The organism is Pseudomonas sp. BS3782 TE3695 (assembly GCF_050435305.1).
Lineage (GTDB): Bacteria > Pseudomonadota > Gammaproteobacteria > Pseudomonadales > Pseudomonadaceae > Aquipseudomonas.
Genome location: NZ_JBNDKB010000001.1, coordinates 1 through 19,007 on the forward strand (window position 1 = coordinate 1; position 19,007 = coordinate 19,007).

General features: G+C 56.9%; 13 protein-coding genes, 2 tRNA genes and 3 rRNA genes. 9 read left to right on the forward strand and 9 right to left on the reverse strand.

Annotation, left to right across the window (positions count from 1 at the left end):
* Window positions 1–36 precede the first annotated feature (36 nt).
* The 7 genes from rrf to ABH909_RS00035 form a co-directional block, all read right to left on the reverse strand.
* Window positions 37–152 (reverse strand): 5S ribosomal RNA (gene rrf / locus ABH909_RS00005).
* A 154-nt stretch (window positions 153–306) separates the two neighbouring features.
* A 23S ribosomal RNA gene (locus tag ABH909_RS00010) occupies window positions 307–3,198 on the reverse strand.
* Window positions 3,199–3,447: 249 nt separating this feature from the next.
* A tRNA-Ala gene (locus ABH909_RS00015) sits at window positions 3,448–3,523 on the reverse strand.
* A 30-nt stretch (window positions 3,524–3,553) separates the two neighbouring features.
* Window positions 3,554–3,630: transfer RNA gene (locus tag ABH909_RS00020), tRNA-Ile, on the reverse strand.
* Between the two features lie 82 nt (window positions 3,631–3,712).
* Window positions 3,713–5,249 (reverse strand): 16S ribosomal RNA (locus ABH909_RS00025).
* The 16S, 23S and 5S rRNA genes sit together here with 2 tRNA genes alongside, the layout of an rRNA operon.
* A gap of 636 nt (window positions 5,250–5,885) precedes the next feature.
* Complete coding sequence (locus ABH909_RS00030; RefSeq protein ID WP_429429520.1) at window positions 5,886–7,379, reverse strand: CoA-acylating methylmalonate-semialdehyde dehydrogenase; 1,494 nt, start codon at window positions 7,377–7,379, stop codon at window positions 5,886–5,888.
* A gap of 76 nt (window positions 7,380–7,455) precedes the next feature.
* Window positions 7,456–8,805, reverse strand: a complete 1,350-nt coding sequence (locus ABH909_RS00035) for an aspartate aminotransferase family protein (protein ID WP_429429522.1) — start codon at window positions 8,803–8,805, stop codon at window positions 7,456–7,458.
* A gap of 139 nt (window positions 8,806–8,944) precedes the next feature.
* On the opposite strand from ABH909_RS00035, the gene ABH909_RS00040 reads away from it, so the two are divergent.
* From ABH909_RS00040 to ABH909_RS00050, 3 genes are all read left to right on the forward strand, one after another.
* Entirely contained in the window at window positions 8,945–9,865 is a 921-nt protein-coding gene (locus ABH909_RS00040; protein WP_008006295.1) for a LysR family transcriptional regulator, read from the forward strand.
* A 196-nt stretch (window positions 9,866–10,061) separates the two neighbouring features.
* Window positions 10,062–10,712 carry a TetR/AcrR family transcriptional regulator gene (locus tag ABH909_RS00045; protein ID WP_429375370.1) on the forward strand — a complete coding sequence of 217 codons (651 nt, stop codon included), beginning with the start codon at window positions 10,062–10,064 and terminating at the stop codon, window positions 10,710–10,712.
* A 7-nt stretch (window positions 10,713–10,719) separates the two neighbouring features.
* Window positions 10,720–11,301, forward strand: a complete 582-nt coding sequence (locus tag ABH909_RS00050) for an IMPACT family protein (RefSeq protein ID WP_429429525.1) — start codon at window positions 10,720–10,722, stop codon at window positions 11,299–11,301.
* Window positions 11,302–11,711: 410 nt separating this feature from the next.
* On the opposite strand, the gene ABH909_RS00055 is transcribed toward ABH909_RS00050, so the two are convergent.
* Window positions 11,712–11,888 (reverse strand): hypothetical protein, encoded by a 177-nt coding sequence (locus tag ABH909_RS00055; protein WP_429429527.1) that lies wholly within the window; start codon window positions 11,886–11,888, stop codon window positions 11,712–11,714.
* A gap of 30 nt (window positions 11,889–11,918) precedes the next feature.
* On the opposite strand from ABH909_RS00055, the gene ABH909_RS00060 reads away from it, so the two are divergent.
* The 3 genes from ABH909_RS00060 to ABH909_RS00070 are packed head-to-tail and all read left to right on the forward strand — an operon-like array spanning window position 11,919 to window position 15,528.
* Window positions 11,919–13,484 (forward strand): ABC transporter ATP-binding protein, encoded by a 1,566-nt coding sequence (locus ABH909_RS00060; protein WP_429429529.1) that lies wholly within the window; start codon window positions 11,919–11,921, stop codon window positions 13,482–13,484.
* 11 nt (window positions 13,485–13,495) lie between these two features.
* Window positions 13,496–14,602 carry an ABC transporter permease gene (locus ABH909_RS00065; protein ID WP_429429531.1) on the forward strand — a complete coding sequence of 369 codons (1,107 nt, stop codon included), beginning with the start codon at window positions 13,496–13,498 and terminating at the stop codon, window positions 14,600–14,602.
* Window positions 14,602–15,528, forward strand: a complete 927-nt coding sequence (locus tag ABH909_RS00070) for an ABC transporter permease (protein ID WP_429429533.1) — start codon at window positions 14,602–14,604, stop codon at window positions 15,526–15,528. Before ABH909_RS00065 ends, ABH909_RS00070 begins: the two co-directional genes overlap by 1 nt.
* Window positions 15,529–15,608: 80 nt before the next feature.
* Here ABH909_RS00070 and ABH909_RS00075 read toward each other — a convergent pair whose 3' ends face one another.
* Window positions 15,609–16,031 (reverse strand): hypothetical protein, encoded by a 423-nt coding sequence (locus tag ABH909_RS00075; protein ID WP_429429535.1) that lies wholly within the window; start codon window positions 16,029–16,031, stop codon window positions 15,609–15,611.
* An 82-nt stretch (window positions 16,032–16,113) separates the two neighbouring features.
* Here ABH909_RS00075 and ABH909_RS00080 point away from each other — a divergent pair, with 82 nt between their 5' ends.
* The 3 genes from ABH909_RS00080 (at window position 16,114) to ABH909_RS00090 (ending at window position 18,853) form a co-directional block, all read left to right on the forward strand.
* On the forward strand, window positions 16,114–16,479 hold the full coding sequence (locus ABH909_RS00080; protein ID WP_429429537.1) for a MerR family transcriptional regulator: 366 nt from the start codon (window positions 16,114–16,116) through the stop codon (window positions 16,477–16,479).
* Between the two features lie 25 nt (window positions 16,480–16,504).
* Window positions 16,505–17,191, forward strand: a complete 687-nt coding sequence (locus ABH909_RS00085; protein WP_429429538.1) for an SDR family oxidoreductase — start codon at window positions 16,505–16,507, stop codon at window positions 17,189–17,191.
* 303 nt (window positions 17,192–17,494) lie between these two features.
* The gene (locus ABH909_RS00090; RefSeq protein WP_429429539.1) at window positions 17,495–18,853 is read left to right on the forward strand and encodes an 8-oxoguanine deaminase; all 1,359 of its coding nucleotides are present in this window, start codon (window positions 17,495–17,497) and stop codon (window positions 18,851–18,853) included.
* Window positions 18,854–19,007 lie beyond the last annotated feature (154 nt).

The window sequence follows — 19,007 nt, forward strand, 5'->3', positions numbered from 1 at the left end:
CTACCTGCATCTGCAGATAGGGGTTTCGGAATTTGATCTTGACGATGACCTACTCTCACATGGGGAAACCCCACACTACCATCGGCGATGCATCGTTTCACTGCTGAGTTCGGGATGGGATCAGGTGGTTCCAATGCTCTATGGTCGTCAAGAAATTCGGGTACCGAGTCGTGGCCTGGTGGCCGCGCTTCAGCAAATTGGGTAGGTGATAGCCTGGTGTTTTGTGAATATCGAACTTTCGGTTCTTGCGTCTTCACACACCGCAATCTGGTGCCTCTTCAGGTCAGCAAATTGCTTGGGTGTTATATGGTCAAGCCTCACGGGCAATTAGTATTGGTTAGCTCAACGCCTCACAGCGCTTACACACCCAACCTATCAACGTCGTAGTCTTCGACGGCCCTTCAGGGGACTCAAGGTCCCAGTGAGATCTCATCTTGAGGCTAGTTTCCCGCTTAGATGCTTTCAGCGGTTATCTATTCCGAACATAGCTACCCGGCAATGCCACTGGCGTGACAACCGGAACACCAGAGGTTCGTCCACTCCGGTCCTCTCGTACTAGGAGCAGCCCCTCTCAAATCTCAAACGTCCACGGCAGATAGGGACCGAACTGTCTCACGACGTTCTAAACCCAGCTCGCGTACCACTTTAAATGGCGAACAGCCATACCCTTGGGACCGGCTTCAGCCCCAGGATGTGATGAGCCGACATCGAGGTGCCAAACACCGCCGTCGATATGAACTCTTGGGCGGTATCAGCCTGTTATCCCCGGAGTACCTTTTATCCGTTGAGCGATGGCCCTTCCATACAGAACCACCGGATCACTAAGACCTACTTTCGTACCTGCTCGACGTGTCTGTCTCGCAGTCAAGCGCGCTTTTGCCTTTATACTCTACGACCGATTTCCGACCGGTCTGAGCGCACCTTCGTACTCCTCCGTTACTCTTTAGGAGGAGACCGCCCCAGTCAAACTACCCACCATACACTGTCCTCGATCCGGATAACGGACCTGAGTTAGAACCTCAAAGTTGCCAGGGTGGTATTTCAAGGTTGGCTCCACGCGAACTGGCGTCCACGCTTCAAAGCCTCCCACCTATCCTACACAAGCAAATTCAAAGTCCAGTGCAAAGCTATAGTAAAGGTTCACGGGGTCTTTCCGTCTAGCCGCGGATACACTGCATCTTCACAGCGATTTCAATTTCACTGAGTCTCGGGTGGAGACAGCGCCGCCATCGTTACGCCATTCGTGCAGGTCGGAACTTACCCGACAAGGAATTTCGCTACCTTAGGACCGTTATAGTTACGGCCGCCGTTTACCGGGGCTTCGATCAAGAGCTTCGCGTTAGCTAACCCCATCAATTAACCTTCCGGCACCGGGCAGGCGTCACACCCTATACGTCCACTTTCGTGTTTGCAGAGTGCTGTGTTTTTAATAAACAGTCGCAGCGGCCTGGTATCTTCGACCGGCGTGGGCTTACGCAGTAAATGCTTCACCCTCACCGGCGCACCTTCTCCCGAAGTTACGGTGCCATTTTGCCTAGTTCCTTCACCCGAGTTCTCTCAAGCGCCTTGGTATTCTCTACCCAACCACCTGTGTCGGTTTGGGGTACGGTTCCTGGTTACCTGAAGCTTAGAAGCTTTTCTTGGAAGCATGGCATCAACCACTTCGTGTTCTAAAAGAACACTCGTCATCAGCTCTCGGCCTTGGAATCCCGGATTTACCTAAGATTCCAGCCTACCACCTTAAACTTGGACAACCAACGCCAAGCTGGCCTAGCCTTCTCCGTCCCTCCATCGCAATAACCAGAAGTACAGGAATATTAACCTGTTTTCCATCGACTACGCTTTTCAGCCTCGCCTTAGGGACCGACTAACCCTGCGTCGATTAACGTTGCGCAGGAAACCTTGGTCTTTCGGCGTGGGTGTTTTTCACACCCATTGTCGTTACTCATGTCAGCATTCGCACTTCTGATACCTCCAGCAAGCTTCTCAACTCACCTTCACAGGCTTACAGAACGCTCCTCTACCGCATCACCTAAGTGATACCCGTAGCTTCGGTGTATGGTTTGAGCCCCGTTACATCTTCCGCGCAGGCCGACTCGACTAGTGAGCTATTACGCTTTCTTTAAAGGGTGGCTGCTTCTAAGCCAACCTCCTAGCTGTCTAAGCCTTCCCACATCGTTTCCCACTTAACCATAACTTTGGGACCTTAGCTGACGGTCTGGGTTGTTTCCCTTTTCACGACGGACGTTAGCACCCGCCGTGTGTCTCCCATGCTCGGCACTTGTAGGTATTCGGAGTTTGCATCGGTTTGGTAAGTCGGGATGACCCCCTAGCCGAAACAGTGCTCTACCCCCTACAGTGATACATGAGGCGCTACCTAAATAGCTTTCGAGGAGAACCAGCTATCTCCGAGCTTGATTAGCCTTTCACTCCGATCCACAGGTCATCCGCTAACTTTTCAACGGTAGTCGGTTCGGTCCTCCAGTTAGTGTTACCCAACCTTCAACCTGCCCATGGATAGATCGCCCGGTTTCGGGTCTATTCCCAGCGACTAGACGCCCTATTAAGACTCGCTTTCGCTACGCCTCCCCTATTCGGTTAAGCTCGCCACTGAAAATAAGTCGCTGACCCATTATACAAAAGGTACGCAGTCACCCAACAAAGTGGGCTCCCACTGCTTGTACGCATACGGTTTCAGGATCTATTTCACTCCCCTCTCCGGGGTTCTTTTCGCCTTTCCCTCACGGTACTAGTTCACTATCGGTCAGTCAGTAGTATTTAGCCTTGGAGGATGGTCCCCCCATATTCAGACAAAGTTTCTCGTGCTCCGTCCTACTCGATTTCATGGCCAAGAGATTTTCGCGTACAGGGCTATCACCCACTATGGCCGCACTTTCCAGAGCGTTCCGCTAATCTCAAAGCCACTTAAGGGCTAGTCCCCGTTCGCTCGCCACTACTAAGGGAATCTCGGTTGATTTCTTTTCCTCAGGGTACTTAGATGTTTCAGTTCCCCTGGTTCGCTTCTTAAGCCTATGTATTCAGCTTAAGATACCTAACTTATGTTAGGTGGGTTCCCCCATTCAGACATCTCCGGATCAAAGTCTGTTTGCCGACTCCCCGAAGCTTTTCGCAGGCTACCACGTCTTTCATCGCCTCTGACTGCCAAGGCATCCACCGTATGCGCTTCTTCACTTGACCATATAACCCCAAGCAATCTGGTTATACTGTGAAGACGACATTCGCCGAAAATTCGATGCTTGCTCATAAAGAGCAACTCACAAATTTTACCTTAGCCTGATCCACTACCAGTGAAAGTAGTGTTCAGTCTATCTTTCTATCACATACCCAAATTTTTAAAGAACGATCTAGCCAAAGACTAGAAATCAACATTCACCATCACCAGGATGGAATGCTCATTTCTAAGCTTTCAACAAACAGAAGCAGTAGTGGTGGAGCCAAACGGGATCGAACCGTTGACCTCCTGCGTGCAAGGCAGGCGCTCTCCCAGCTGAGCTATGGCCCCGTATTTCTACAGGCGTTTCCCACACAAAATTGGTGGGTCTGGGCAGATTCGAACTGCCGACCTCACCCTTATCAGGGGTGCGCTCTAACCAACTGAGCTACAGACCCAATTTCGGGCTGCTTCTTATCGTCTTCTTCAATGAATCAAGCAATTCGTGTGGGAACTTATGGAGCAGCTGATGTCGTCGATTAAGGAGGTGATCCAGCCGCAGGTTCCCCTACGGCTACCTTGTTACGACTTCACCCCAGTCATGAATCACACCGTGGTAACCGTCCTCCCGAAGGTTAGACTAGCTACTTCTGGTGCAACCCACTCCCATGGTGTGACGGGCGGTGTGTACAAGGCCCGGGAACGTATTCACCGCGACATTCTGATTCGCGATTACTAGCGATTCCGACTTCACGCAGTCGAGTTGCAGACTGCGATCCGGACTACGATCGGTTTTCTGGGATTAGCTCCACCTCGCGGCTTGGCAACCCTCTGTACCGACCATTGTAGCACGTGTGTAGCCCAGGCCGTAAGGGCCATGATGACTTGACGTCATCCCCACCTTCCTCCGGTTTGTCACCGGCAGTCTCCTTAGAGTGCCCACCATGACGTGCTGGTAACTAAGGACAAGGGTTGCGCTCGTTACGGGACTTAACCCAACATCTCACGACACGAGCTGACGACAGCCATGCAGCACCTGTCTCAATGTTCCCGAAGGCACCCATCCATCTCTGGAAAGTTCATTGGATGTCAAGGCCTGGTAAGGTTCTTCGCGTTGCTTCGAATTAAACCACATGCTCCACCGCTTGTGCGGGCCCCCGTCAATTCATTTGAGTTTTAACCTTGCGGCCGTACTCCCCAGGCGGTCAACTTAATGCGTTAGCTGCGCCACTAAGAGCTCAAGGCTCCCAACGGCTAGTTGACATCGTTTACGGCGTGGACTACCAGGGTATCTAATCCTGTTTGCTCCCCACGCTTTCGCACCTCAGTGTCAGTATCAGTCCAGGTGGTCGCCTTCGCCACTGGTGTTCCTTCCTATATCTACGCATTTCACCGCTACACAGGAAATTCCACCACCCTCTACCATACTCTAGCTCGTCAGTTTTGAATGCAGTTCCCAGGTTGAGCCCGGGGCTTTCACATCCAACTTAACGAACCACCTACGCGCGCTTTACGCCCAGTAATTCCGATTAACGCTTGCACCCTCTGTATTACCGCGGCTGCTGGCACAGAGTTAGCCGGTGCTTATTCTGTCGGTAACGTCAAAACAATTACGTATTAGGTAACTGCCCTTCCTCCCAACTTAAAGTGCTTTACAATCCGAAGACCTTCTTCACACACGCGGCATGGCTGGATCAGGCTTTCGCCCATTGTCCAATATTCCCCACTGCTGCCTCCCGTAGGAGTCTGGACCGTGTCTCAGTTCCAGTGTGACTGATCATCCTCTCAGACCAGTTACGGATCGTCGCCTTGGTGAGCCATTACCTCACCAACTAGCTAATCCGACCTAGGCTCATCTGATAGCGCAAGGCCCGAAGGTCCCCTGCTTTCTCCCGTAGGACGTATGCGGTATTAGCGTCCGTTTCCGAGCGTTATCCCCCACTACCAGGCAGATTCCTAGGCATTACTCACCCGTCCGCCGCTCTCAAGAGGTGCAAGCACCTCTCTACCGCTCGACTTGCATGTGTTAGGCCTGCCGCCAGCGTTCAATCTGAGCCATGATCAAACTCTTCAGTTCAAACATCTTTGGGTTTTTAAGAAACCCTAAACTTGGCTCAGCAATCGTTGGTTACATCTTTGATTTCTCGCGGAGCAACTTGTGATGCTGATAATCTTGTTGACTATCAGTCTGACTCCACAAGCACCCACACGAATTGCTTGATTCAGTTGTTAAAGAGCGGTTGGTTAAGATCTTTCGTCTCAACCGAGGCGCGCATTCTACAGCAGCCTCTGTTGCTGTCAAGCGGTTATTTTCGGAAGTTTTCAAAGTTTCGCTTGGGAATCTTCAACAACTTCAACCACTTGCGCTTCCGATCTCTCGTTAGCGGGAGGCGAATTCTACAGCGTTACTCGCTGCTGTCAACACCTCTTTTTCTCCGCTTTCGACCGAGAAGATCGAACCGTCAAAAGAGCCAAACATCACTGCCCTTTCAACTCCTTCTGGCTTCGATGAACTGAAGCGTAACCGCTGCCGAAAACCGCATAACTCATTGTTTAGCAAGGAGTTTTCCGTTTCGACTGCGCCGGAAGTGGGGCGAATTATAGGCTTTCAGAATCTGCCGTCAACACCAATTTTCACATTTCCGTCATATAAATCCAAAAAGCCCGAAAACACGAAGGCCGACCTCTACAGGTCGGCCTTCTGCCCTTCTATTTACAAGCTAGGAAATGCGAATTGCGAAGCCTCATGGCTCGCCCGTTGCGGCCAGCGCTGGGTAATCGCCTTGCGACGGGTATAGAACCGTACGCCATCCGGACCATACGCATGCAGATCGCCAAACAGCGAACGCTTCCAGCCGCCAAAGCTGTGATAAGCCACTGGCACCGGCAATGGCACGTTGACGCCAACCATACCCACTTCAATCTCATCGCAGAACAACCGCGCCGCTTCCCCATCACGCGTGAAGATACAGGTGCCATTGCCATACTCGTGATCGTTGATCAGTTGCATTGCCTCCTCCAGGCTATTGACCCGAACGACGCACAGCACCGGCCCGAAGATCTCTTCTTTATAGATGCGCATCTCTGGCGTGACGTTATCGAACAGGCAACCGCCCAGGAAGAACCCTTCCTCATGACCGGTCACGCTCAGGCCACGACCATCCACCACCAACGTCGCACCCGCTGAAACACCGTCTTCTATATAGCCACTGACTTTATCGCGAGCCTGACCGGAAACCAGCGGCCCCATGTCCAGGCCACAGGTCGTACCGGCACCGATTTTCAACGCTTTGACCTGCGGTACCAGTTTGGCCACCAACGCATCGGCCACTTGATCGCCGACGCATACAGCCACCGAGATCGCCATGCAGCGCTCACCGCACGAACCGTACGCCGCGCCCATCAGTGCGCTGACTGCGTTATCCAGATCCGCATCCGGCATCAATACCGCGTGGTTCTTCGCCCCGCCCAGCGCCTGGACGCGTTTGCCGCGCTTGGTGCCTTCGGCGTAAATGTATTCGGCAATTGGCGTTGAACCGACGAAACTCAGCGCTTTGACTTCCGGCGCTTCAATCAAGGCATCCACCGCAGCCTTATCGCCATGCACCACACTCAGCACGCCTTTCGGCAGGCCGGCTTCCAACAGCAACTGAGCAATCAGCAGCGTCGAGCTTGGATCGCGCTCGGAAGGCTTGAGAATAAAGCAGTTGCCGCAGACGATCGCCAGCGGATACATCCACAGCGGCACCATGGCCGGGAAGTTGAACGGGGTAATACCGGCCACCACGCCCAATGGCTGGAAATCCGACCAGGCATCGATGTTCGGGCCGACATTACGGCTGTACTCGCCCTTGAGAATTTCCGGTGCAGCACAGGCGAACTCGACGTTCTCGATCCCGCGCTTCAATTCACCGGCCGCATCTTCCAGGGTCTTGCCGTGTTCTTCACTGATCAGTTGAGCGATGCGAGCTTCGTTCTGCTCCAGCAATTGCTTGAAGCGGAACATCACCTGAGCGCGCTTGGCCGGCGGAGTGTTACGCCAGGCCGGGAACGCAGCTTTGGCCGCGTCGATGGCTTTTTGAATGGTTTCACGGCTGGCCAATGGCAGCTTGTGGATCGCCTGACCGGTGGACGGGTTGAACACGTCGGCCGTACGACCGTCTTCGGTCACCAGTTCGCCATTGATCAAATGCGGGATAAGGCTCATGCAGGGCTCCTGAAAAAGTTGTCCACAGGCGCCCTTCAAAGGACGCCTTTCTTTCTATTAGAGGGAGAGGGAAAAATCAGTCGATCTTGTTCAGCACTTCGCCGACCGCGTCGAACAGACGATCAAGGTCTTGCGGCTTGCTGTTGAAGGTTGGGCCAAACTGCAGAGTGTCGCCGCCGAAGCGCACGTAGAACCCGGCTTTCCACAAGGCCATGCCGGCCTCGAACGGACGCACGATGGCATCGCCGTCGCGAGGCGCAATCTGGATGGCACCGGCCAACCCGTAGTTACGAATGTCGATTACGTTTTTCGAACCCTTCAAACCATGCAACGCATTTTCGAAATGCGGCGCCACTTCCGCCACGCTCTGCACCAGATTTTCCTTTTGCAGCAGGTCGAGCGCCGCCAGGCCCGCAGCACAAGCTACCGGGTGCGCGGAATAGGTGTAGCCGTGCGGGAACTCCACCGCGTACTCAGGCGTCGCCTGATTCATGAAGGTTTGGTAGATCTCGGAGCTGGCAATCACCGCGCCCATCGGGATTGCGCCGTTGGTGACTTGCTTGGCAATGCACATCAGGTCTGGCGTCACGCCAAAGCTGTCGGCGCCGAACATCGAACCGGTACGACCAAAACCGGTGATCACTTCGTCAAACACCAACAGGATGTTGTGCTGATCGCAGATCTCGCGCAGGCGCTTGAGGTAACCCTGCGGCGGAACCAGCACGCCAGCGGAACCAGCCAATGGCTCGACGAATACCGCTGCGATGTTCGAGGCATCGTGCAGCTCGATCAACTTGAGCAATTCATCCGCCAGCGGGATACCCCCCTGCTCCGGCATGCCACGAGTGAAAGCATTGCTCGTCAGCAAGGTGTGCGGCAGGTGATCGACGTCCATCATCGCCTGACCGAACAGTTTGCGGTTGCCGTTCACGCCGCCGAGGCTGGTGCCGGCGATGTTCACGCCGTGATAGCCACGAGCGCGGCCGATCATTTTGGTCTTGGTCGCCTGGCCTTTCAGGCGCCAGTAAGCACGTACCATTTTCACCGCCGTGTCTGCGCACTCGGAACCCGAGTCGGTGAAGAACACGTGATTCAGATTGCCCGGGGTCAAATCGGTGATTTTCTCGGCTAACTGAAACGACAACGGGTGACCGTACTGAAAGCCCGGCGAGTAATCCAGGGTACCCAACTGCTTGGCCACCGCTTCCTGGATTTCCTTGCGAGTGTGTCCGGCGCCGCAGGTCCACAGGCCTGAGAGCGAATCGTAGACCTTGCGGCCCTTGTCGTCTGTCAGCCAACTGCCCTCGGCGGCCACGATCAGTCGCGGGTCGCGCTGGAAATTGCGGTTCGCGGTGTAGGGCATCCAGTGAGCATCGAGCTTGAGCTGGCTGGCCAGGGAAGTCGGGGCGTTTTCAGGCACGTTCATGGGCAAAACCTCGCAGGGCAATAAGCGGCGTGGAGATGAAAAGCGTTGTTGCAGCTAAATTGCCACGGAGATAAAGTCGGTGAAATCCAACTTTTCTAACCTTCAGTCAGCCCGCCACTAAACTTTGAGTAAACAAAGCATGAGCAGCCGTCGTCCCGATCCGCTGGCGCAAGTCAGTGACTTTGATATCCGCCTGCTGCGAATTTTTCGCAGCGTCGTGGAATGCGGCGGCTTCTCTGCGGCGGAATCGGTGCTGGGCATCGGTCGCTCGGCGATCAGCCAGCAGATGAGCGATCTGGAGCAACGCCTCGGCCTGCGTCTGTGCCAACGCGGTCGCGCCGGTTTTTCCCTGACCGAAGAAGGCCGCGAGGTCTACCAATCTGCGCTGCAGCTATTAAGTGCGCTGGAAAGTTTCCGCACCGAGGTCAACGGCCTCCACCAACATTTGCGCGGTGAGTTGACCATCGGCCTGACCGACAACCTGGTCACCCTGCCCCACATGCGCATCACCCATGCCTTGGCTCAGTTGAAGGAGCGCGGCCCGGACGTACAGATCCAGATCCGCATGATCGCGCCCAATGAAGTCGAACAAGGCGTGCTCGACGGGCGCTTGCATGTCGGCGTAGTGCCGCAGGCCAGTGCGCTGTCGGGGCTGGAATATCAGCCGCTCTACAGCGAACGTTCGCTGCTGTATTGCGCAGTCGGGCATCCGTTATTTTATGTCGACGACAAACAACTGGACGATGAGCGTCTCAATAGCCAGGACGCCATCGCCCCGACCTTCCGTTTGCCTGCCGAGATTCAGGCCCACTATCAGGCGCTCAACTGCACCGCTAGTGCATCGGATCGCGAAGGCATGGCATTTCTGATTCTGACCGGGCGCTACATCGGTTACCTGCCGGATCATTACGCCAGCCTCTGGGTGCAGCAAGGCCGATTGCGCGCGCTGAAACCCAAGGCACGTTTTTATGACCTGAGCCTGGCATCGGTCACACGCAAGGGCCGTCGACCCCACTTGGTGCTGGAGAGTTTTTTGGAGAGCCTGGCGGCAACACGCTGAAACCTGTGGGAGCGGGCTTGCTCGCGAAGAGGGAGTATCAGTCGACATTAATGCAACTGACACACCGCCTTCGCGAGCAAGCCCGCACCCACAGGGATTATGGTGTTCAGGTTTTATCGCAACAGGACTTGTCTGCGACCTGCGGGTGCGCTATCAACGCATCTGGTTGCACCCATCTACCTGTTCGGAAGTGCCTATGACCTTTGAAGTCCCAGCCCACGGCGGCAAACCCGCCAGCCGCATTCGTCAGAAAAACGAAGAGACCATCATCAAAGCCGCTGAAGACGAATTCGCCCGTCACGGATTCAAAGGCACCAGCATGAACACCATCGCGCAGAAGGCCGGGTTGCCCAAAGCGAACCTGCATTACTACTTCACCAACAAACTCGGTTTGTACGTGGCGGTGCTGAGCAACATCCTTGAACTCTGGGACAGTACTTTCAATACCCTGACCGTCGAGGATGATCCGGCAGAAGCATTGACGCGATACATTCGCGCAAAAATGGAATTCTCCCGGCGCCAGCCACAAGCTTCGCGGGTCTTCGCCATGGAGGTCATCAGCGGCGGCGAATGCCTGAGCGCGCATTTCAACCAGGACTATCGCATCTGGTTTCAGGGCCGGGCCGCAGTGTTTCAGGCGTGGATCGACGCCGGCAAAATGGACCCGGTCGACCCGGTGCACCTGATCTTCCTGCTGTGGGGCAGCACCCAGCATTACGCCGATTTTGCCACGCAGATCTGCCGTGTCACCGGGCGCACCAAGTTGACCAAGCAAGACATGGAAGACGCCGGTAACAACCTGATCCGCATCATTCTCAAAGGCTGCGGCCTGACGCCTGCTATCTAAGACACCTATGCCTTTTACCCTCAGCGGTTTTTGCGAATACCGCGAAGAGATTCGCAAAAGCCGCTTCATCGCCCTCGCCGGACCAATCACTAGCGCATCTGATGCCCAAGCGTTCATCGAGCAGCACAGTGATTTGAACGCCTCGCACAATTGCTGGGCCTGGAAACTCGGTGATCAATATCGCAGCAGCGATGATGGCGAACCCGGCGGCACCGCTGGCCGGCCGATTCTGGCAGCGATCGAAGCGCAAGATTGCGATCAGGTCGCGGTGTTGGTGATCCGCTGGTATGGCGGCATTCAACTGGGCACCGGCGGCCTCGCCCGGGCCTATGGCGGCGGTGCCAACAAATGCCTGCAAGGGGCGCCGAAGGTCGAGCTGATCAGTCGGGTGCCGGTGAGTTGTGCCTGCGCATTTAGTGAACTGGCGCTGGTGAAGCTTCGGGTCGCGGAACTGGGCGGTTTGGTCGTTGAGGAAACCTTCACGGCCAATGGCGTGGAACTGCGATTGGCGATCGGCCCGGGGCAAATGCAGACCTTGCAAACGCAGCTGGCGGATTTGAGTCGTGGGCGCATTTTGTTGCGGCGTTAGAAGATCAAAAGATCGCAGCCTGCGGCAGCTCCTACGCCGACCGTGTACACCGTAAGGAATGCAATCTCGTAGGAGCTGCCGAAGGCTGCGATCTTTTGGGGCAACCCGGTTTTCTTTATTCTCGATACTTGCCCACATCTGCTGTGCACCCGGCTGTGGATAACCTGAGCACATTGCGCTGTAACCCTTCTGTCATGCGGCTTTGCTGGCTTTGTTCATTTTTCATCCAAATCTTCAACCACAATATTTATCCCATCTAAAAACAATCAGTTAGAGCGGTTTATCGCCTTTAGAAGATAGCCCTTCAGTGCTTATGCCTCTGCGGTCGGCTTGCGCACAAATACTGTGGAGCAACCTGTGGATAACCCGTTCATGGCTGGCGCAGCCCCATGTCCGACATAGCTTGCAGGTTATTGCTCGTTTTTTGACCAATCAATTGCGCGCAAAAGCGGAGCCTGATCAAAGAAGGTGCTCTCAAATGGTGCCTGATTTGCAATTCGAATAAGGCAAGGCACCGTCCACAGCCCCGATGCCAGCAAAGCCTTGCCGATTTCCTGACTCAATGGCCAGGAAATTGCTTTATCCACGGGTATACCTTCTGTCGACCCGAGCCTGTCATGTCCAACCCCTTGCCGATCCCCGATCAAATACCCCGCCTGCAATTGCGCAGCATCAGCAAACGTTATCCCGGTTGCCTGGCCAACGATGCCATCGACTTGAGCATTGCGCCCGGTGAAATCCACGCCCTGCTCGGCGAAAACGGTGCGGGAAAAAGTACCCTGATGAAGATCATCTACGGCGTCACTCACGCCGACTCAGGGGAAATGATCTGGCAGGGCCAGTGCGTGACCATGCGCAATCCGGCCCAGGCTCGTAGCCTGGGGATTGGCATGGTGTTCCAGCATTTCTCGCTGTTCGAAACCCTGAGCGTGGCGCAGAACATCGCGCTGGCCATGGGCGCGGCGGCGGGTACGCCGAAGCAGCTCGAACCGAAGATTCGTGAAGTGTCCCAACGCTACGGCATGGCGCTGGAACCGGAGCGACTTGTCCACAGCCTGTCCATCGGCGAGCGTCAACGGGTGGAAATCATTCGCTGCCTGATGCAGGACATCCGCCTGCTGATTCTCGATGAGCCGACGTCGGTATTGACCCCGCAAGAAGCCGACGAATTGTTCGTCACGTTGCGCCGACTGGCCGCCGAGGGCTGCAGCATTCTTTTTATCAGCCACAAGCTCGGCGAAGTACGTGCGTTGTGCCACAGCGCTACGGTGTTGCGCGGCGGTCGGGTGGCTGGCCATTGCGTGCCGGCACAGTGCTCGGATCGGCAACTGGCGCAATTGATGGTCGGTGAAGCCGCCGAGCTGATCACCGACTATCCAAAGGTCATGGGCGCTGATGCGTTTTTGAGTGTGACGGGATTGTCCTGGCATAACCCGGACCCATTCGGCTGCTCGCTGAAGAATATTGATCTGGACGTGCGCAGCGGCGAAATCGTGGGAGTCGCCGGGGTGGCCGGCAATGGTCAGGATGAGTTGCTGGCCTTGCTCAGTGGTGAAGAACGGTTGCCCCGCGAGATCAGCGCGACGATCAGTTTCGGCGGGCAACCGGTGGCGCATCTGCGGCCGGATGCTCGACGTAAACTTGGCCTGGCGTTCGTCCCCGCCGAGCGTCTGGGACATGGCGCGGTGCCTGAGCTGAGCCTGGCGGACAACGCCCTGCTCACTGCGTTTCAACAGGGGCTGATTAGCAACGGACTGATCCAGCGCGGCAAGGTCGAAGCGCTGGCCGAAGACATCATTCGCCGCTTCGGGGTCAAGACACCCAATGCCCACGCACCGGCTCGCAGCCTGTCCGGCGGCAACTTGCAAAAATTCATCCTCGGCCGGGAGATCCTTCAACAGCCTGAATTGCTAGTGGCCGCGCACCCGACCTGGGGTGTGGATGTCGGCGCCGCCGCGACCATTCACCGGGCGTTGATTGCCTTGCGCGATGCTGGCGCAGCGATCCTGGTGATCTCTGAAGACCTCGAGGAATTGTTCCAGATCAGCGACCGCCTCGGCGCCCTGTGCGGCGGTCGGCTGTCACCATTGCAGGCCACTGTCGACACCGATCTGAGCGACGTCGGCGGCTGGATGGCTGGCCAGTTCAACGCCCCTCAATCCCCTGCCGCCGTAGCGCTTTAACGGAGTTTCACATGCTGCTTTCTCTCGAACCCCGTGGTCAGCAATCGCGCCTGATGTTGTGGTGCTCGCCCTTGTTGGCGGCTGTGTTGACGCTGGGCTGTGGCTCATTGCTGTTTATCGCGCTGGGTCACGATCCGTTGCTGACCTTGCACACGTTGCTGATTGCACCGATCAGCGACTTGTACGGCGTCTCCGAATGGTTGGTCAAAGCGTTGCCGATTCTGCTTTGCGCATTGGGTCTGGCGGTGGCGTATCAGGCGCGGATCTGGAACATCGGCGCCGAAGGTCAGTTGCTGCTCGGCGCCCTCGCCGGCAGTGCGTTGGCAGTGAACATCATTGGCTGGCAAAACCGCTGGGCGCTGGTGTTGATCCTGCTCACAGGCACCCTGGCCGGCGCCGCATGGGCCGGGCTGACGGCGTGGTTGCGCACGCGCTTCAACGCCAATGAAATCCTTACCAGCATCATGCTCAATTACATCGCCCTGAACCTGCTGCTGTTCTGCGTCCACGGGCCGCTGAAGGACCCGGCGGGGTTCAACTTTCCAGAGTCGGCAATGTTCGGCGATGCCAGTCGACTGCCACTGTTGATGGAGGACGGCCGGGTTCATGCCGGGGTGTACTTCGCCTTGCTCGCGCTGGTGGCGGTGTGGGTGTTGCTGCAGAAAAGCTTTGTCGGCTTCCAGATCAAAGTGCTCGGGCTGGACACGCGCGCCGCCGGTTTCGTCGGCTTTCGCGAGAAGCGGCTGATCTGGCTGGCGTTGTTGATCAGCGGCGGCCTCGCGGGACTGGCCGGAGTGTGCGAAGTCACCGGGCCGATCGGCCAACTGGTGCCGCAAGTCTCGCCGGGTTACGGCTATGCGGCGATCACCGTGGCGTTTCTCGGGCGGCTGAATCCCATCGGCATTCTGTTTTCCAGCCTGCTAATGGCGCTGCTGTACATCGGTGGCGAAAGCGCACAGATGAGCATGAACCTCCCGCAAGCGATCACTCAATTGTTCCAGGGGATGATGCTGTTTTTCCTGTTGGCCAGTGACGTACTGATTCTCTACCGACCGCGTTTGAACCTGCGCTGGGCTCGCCGTGCACCAACCACCGCCGTACACGCAGGAGCCTTGTGATGGATATCGATCTGCTGAGCAACATTTTCTACGCCATGATTCGCTGCGGTACGCCGTTGTTGCTGGTGGCGCTGGGCGAGCTGATCTGCGAGAAGAGTGGCGTCCTCAATCTCGGGCAAGAAGGCATGATGTTGTTTGGGGCGGTGATCGGCTTCATCGTCGCGCTGAACAGCGGCAACCTCTGGCTTGGCGTGTTGCTGGCGATGCTCGCCGGGATGCTGCTGTCGTCGCTGTTTGCCTTGGTGGCACTGGTGTTCAACGCCAATCAGGTGGCAACCGGGTTGGCGTTGACGATCTTCGGCGTAGGCCTGTCGACCTTTGTCGGCGCCGCGTGGGTTGGCAAACCGTTGGCGGGTTTCGAGCCGGTGGCGATTCCGCTGTTGAGTGAAATCCCGCTGATCGGGCGGATGATGTTTGCCCAGGACTTGCTGGTGTACTTGTCGTTCGCGCTGTTCACGTTAGTGGCCTGGGTGATTCTGAAAAGTCGCGTCGGGTTGATCATTCAGGCCGTCGGCGAAAACCCGGACGCGGCCAGTGCCATGGGCTTGCCGGTGTTGCGCGTGCGCATGCTGGCGGTGCTGTTCGGCGGGGCCATGGCGGGGTTGGCCGGGGCTTATCTGTCCCTGGCGTACACGCCGATGTGGGCGGAAAACATGAGCGCCGGTCGCGGCTGGATTGCCTTGGCACTGGTGGTGTTTGCCAGTTGGCGGGTGTGGCGATTGCTGCTCGGGGCGTATCTGTTCGGTCTCGCCAGCATCCTTCATTTGGTGGCGCAGGGGTTGGGGCTGGCGATTCCATCGAGCCTGCTGGCGATGCTGCCGTATGTCGCGACCATTGTGGTGTTGGTGCTGCTGTCCCAGGATGCCGTGCGCATACGGTTGTATGCGCCGGTGTCGTTGGGGCAGCCGTGGCAGGCCGGGCATTAGGGTCGGCTTCAAGGGCCTCTTCGCGGGCAAGCCCGCTCCCACAAGTTTTGTGTCGTTCGAAAATTCCGTGTTCGCCAAAATCACTGTGGGAGCGGGCTTGCCCGCGAAGGCGCCCGAACAGGCAACACTTGAACAACGCCCCACGCCAATTCAAAGACCAGGAAAATAACCAGCAATGAACTGGCGCCGTGGAGCAAGGCATATAGCTGCCAAGCCGAAAACAGAAACCGCCCCACCGCGTCATACCGCCCAAACACCTGCTGCGGATCACGAATCCGCAGCACCGCCCACACGCACACAATTGAACCCAACAGATTCGCCATCAGCATATGCATTGGCTCGAACGGCGGTAGCTCGCCAGGCAAATTTAACGTCTGGCTCAGGCTCGAAAACAGGCCATGCAACGCCACAAAACTCCATGGCGTCACAAAAGCAGCGGTCACGATCAGGTCGTACCACGCACTGCCAAGCACCACTTGACGATATTGCGTTGAAGTCCACATCCGTTTTGCTCCATAAATTCAGGGAGCAACAAGGCTAAAGCCTGGAGTATGCTCCAGGGTCAAGCCCTTTCGAGACAGCAAAATGCGCATCGGTGAATTAGCCCAGGCCAGCGCCGTCAGCCGCGACACGTTACGTTTTTACGAGCAACGCGGATTGATCGCCGCGCAACGCAGCGCCAATGGTTATCGCGACTATCCGCAGGAGATGGTGCAACTGGTGCTGTACATCAAGACGGCTCAACGACTGGGCTTTACCCTTGGCGAAATCGGCAACAGTGTCGCGGCGCTACGTCAGGCGCCCGACCCAGCCGATGCCGTGACCCAGTTGCTGCAAGACAAACTGAACCTGATTGAAACCCGCATCGCCGAACTCGATGTCTTGCGTCAGGAATTGCAACATCGGCTCGGTCAACAGTGTCCTTTGAGTCAGTATCCTTTAAATCCGTGATTTTCATCCATCAAGGAAGCCATTCATGTCCAAGGCAAAAACCGCACTCATCATCGGTGCATCCCGAGGCTTGGGCCTCGGTCTGGTGAAAACCCTGCTGGCCGACGGCTGGCAAGTCACCGCCACCGTGCGCAACCCGCAGGGCGCTGAAGCCTTGCAAGCGCTGGGTAAGGTGCGGATCGAAAAACTCGACATGGACGATCAGCAAGCGGTCATTGCCCTGAGCCAAAAACTCAAGGGCGAAGTGTTCGACCTGTTGTTCGTGAATGCCGGGGTCAAGGGACCAGAGGTCCAGACGCCGGGCGGCGCGACGTTGGCCGAGGTGGGCCAGCTGTTCTTCACCAACGCCGTGGCGCCGATCAATCTGGCCCAGCGTTTTGTCGGGCAGATTCGCGATGGCAGCGGCGTGCTGGCGTTCATGAGTTCGGTGCTGGGCAGCGTGACCATGCCCGATGCGCCGGAACTGGCGCTGTACAAAGCCAGCAAAGCGGCGCTGAACTCCATGACTAACAGCTTCGTCACGCAATTGGGCGAACAGAAACTCACCGTGCTGTCGCTGCATCCGGGTTGGGTGAAAACTGATATGGGCGGTGAAGGCGCGGACATTGATGTGGATACCAGTACGCGTGGGTTGGTCGATCAGGTGAATGCGTATACCGGCAAGGGCGGGCATCATTTTGTGAACTACAGGGGTGAGACCATTCCCTGGTAACACCACAGATCGAGTGTGGGAGCGGGCTGTGGCGAGGGGGCTTGCCCCCGTTGGGCTGCGAAGCAGTCCCCAAATCTCTGATGTACCAAAAATTTTGTGAGTGCTACGCACTCAAACGGGGGCAAGCCCCCTCGCCACAGCCCGCTCCCACAGGGGGTTTACGTTGCCCTGTCGGGCGAGGCTTGCCCGCAAAGCTTTTTTGTTCGAAACTCCGCACCTCGCCCCCGCGGCGACCCTGGATCAGCAGACAGGGCAACACTGAGCTGGCAACCCTGAACCCAATTTTCAGAGGAGCCGGCCAACATGCCTGCGACCCGTACCTGGTTAAAAAATCCCCTCGCCATTTTCACGGCCAACGCGCTCGATGCCCGTGGCGGTCTGGTGCTGCAAGACGGTTTGATCGTCGAAGTGCTCGGCGCCGGCCAGCAACCGTCCGCGCCCTGTGGACAAGTCTTCGATGCCCGCGAACATGTGATCCTGCCAGGGCTGATCAACACCCATCATCACTTCTATCAAACCCTGACCCGTGCCTGGGCGCCGGTGGTCAATCAGCCGTTGTTCCCGTGGTTGAAAACCCTCTATCCGGTCTGGGCTCGTCTCACCCCTGAAAAACTCGCCCTCGCCACCCAAGTCGCGTTGGCCGAATTGCTGCTGTCCGGTTGCACCACCGCGGCCGATCACCATTACCTGTTTCCTGAAGGCCTGGAAAATGCGATCGACGTGCAGGTCCAGAGTGTTCGCGAACTGGGCATGCGCGCCATGCTCACTCGCGGTTCGATGAGCCTTGGTGAAAAGGACGGAGGGCTGCCACCGCAGCAAACTGTCCAGGAAGGTGAAGTGATCCTCGATGACAGCCAACGTTTGATTGCCGCGTACCACGAACGTGGGGACGGCGCGCAAATCCAGATCGCGTTGGCACCCTGCTCACCGTTTTCCGTAACCCCGCACATCATGTCCGCCAGCGCCGAACTGGCTAACACCCTCGACGTGCGCCTGCACACGCACCTGGCGGAAACCCTCGATGAAGAAGACTTCTGCCTGCAACGTTTCGGCCTGCGCACCGTCGATTATCTGGACAGCGTCGGCTGGCTCGGCCCGCGTACCTGGCTGGCTCATGGCATTCATTTCAACCCCGACGAAATCGCCCGTCTCGGCGCAGCCGGCACGGGTATCTGCCATTGCCCGAGTTCGAATATGCGCCTGGCCTCCGGCATTTGTCCGACGCTGGACCTGACCGCTGCAGGCGCGTTGCTGGGTCTGGGCGTGGACGGCTCGGCATCCAACGATGCGTCGAACATGATCCTCGAAACCCGTCAGGCGCTGTACATCCAGCGGCTGCGCTATGGCGCGGAAAAAATCACACCGGAGTTGGTACTGGGCTGGGCGACCAAGGGCTCGGCGAGTTTGCTCGGACGCAGCGATATCGGTGAATTGGCGGTAGGCAAGCAGGCGGATCTGGCACTGTTCAAACTGGATGAACTGCGCTTCTCCGGCAGCCATGATCCGGTATCCGCGCTGCTGCTGTGCGGCGCCGATCGGGCAGACCGGGTGATGATCGGCGGAAAGTGGCGGGTGATCGACGGGCAGGTTGAGGGGCTGGATCTGAAAGGGTTGATTGCCGACCACAGCCAGGCGGCTCGGCAGTTGATCGCCGGCATTTGACACAACATCAATCAAAATGTGGGAGCGGGCTTGCTCGCGAAAGCGGTGTGTCATGCAACATTGATGTCGGCTGACACACCGTCTTCGCGAGCAAGTCGAATCGTCGCACCGCCGCTCCCACAGTTTTGTGCGCGTCCGCACCAGTGGATGGCGT

What these genes read in the sequence shown, in the direction of transcription:
- ABH909_RS00030 (WP_429429520.1), bottom strand. Translation starts at nt 7,379, where the DNA reads ATGAGCCTTATCCCGCATTTGATCAATGGCGAACTGGTGACCGAAGAC.
- ABH909_RS00035 (WP_429429522.1), bottom strand. Translation starts at nt 8,805, where the DNA reads ATGAACGTGCCTGAAAACGCCCCGACTTCCCTGGCCAGCCAGCTCAAG.
- ABH909_RS00040 (WP_008006295.1), top strand. Translation starts at nt 8,945, where the DNA reads ATGAGCAGCCGTCGTCCCGATCCGCTGGCGCAAGTCAGTGACTTTGAT.
- ABH909_RS00045 (WP_429375370.1), top strand. Translation starts at nt 10,062, where the DNA reads ATGACCTTTGAAGTCCCAGCCCACGGCGGCAAACCCGCCAGCCGCATT.
- ABH909_RS00050 (WP_429429525.1), top strand. Translation starts at nt 10,720, where the DNA reads ATGCCTTTTACCCTCAGCGGTTTTTGCGAATACCGCGAAGAGATTCGC.
- ABH909_RS00060 (WP_429429529.1), top strand. Translation starts at nt 11,919, where the DNA reads ATGTCCAACCCCTTGCCGATCCCCGATCAAATACCCCGCCTGCAATTG.
- ABH909_RS00065 (WP_429429531.1), top strand. Translation starts at nt 13,496, where the DNA reads ATGCTGCTTTCTCTCGAACCCCGTGGTCAGCAATCGCGCCTGATGTTG.
- ABH909_RS00070 (WP_429429533.1), top strand. Translation starts at nt 14,602, where the DNA reads ATGGATATCGATCTGCTGAGCAACATTTTCTACGCCATGATTCGCTGC.
- ABH909_RS00075 (WP_429429535.1), bottom strand. Translation starts at nt 16,031, where the DNA reads ATGTGGACTTCAACGCAATATCGTCAAGTGGTGCTTGGCAGTGCGTGG.
- ABH909_RS00080 (WP_429429537.1), top strand. Translation starts at nt 16,114, where the DNA reads ATGCGCATCGGTGAATTAGCCCAGGCCAGCGCCGTCAGCCGCGACACG.
- ABH909_RS00085 (WP_429429538.1), top strand. Translation starts at nt 16,505, where the DNA reads ATGTCCAAGGCAAAAACCGCACTCATCATCGGTGCATCCCGAGGCTTG.
- ABH909_RS00090 (WP_429429539.1), top strand. Translation starts at nt 17,495, where the DNA reads ATGCCTGCGACCCGTACCTGGTTAAAAAATCCCCTCGCCATTTTCACG.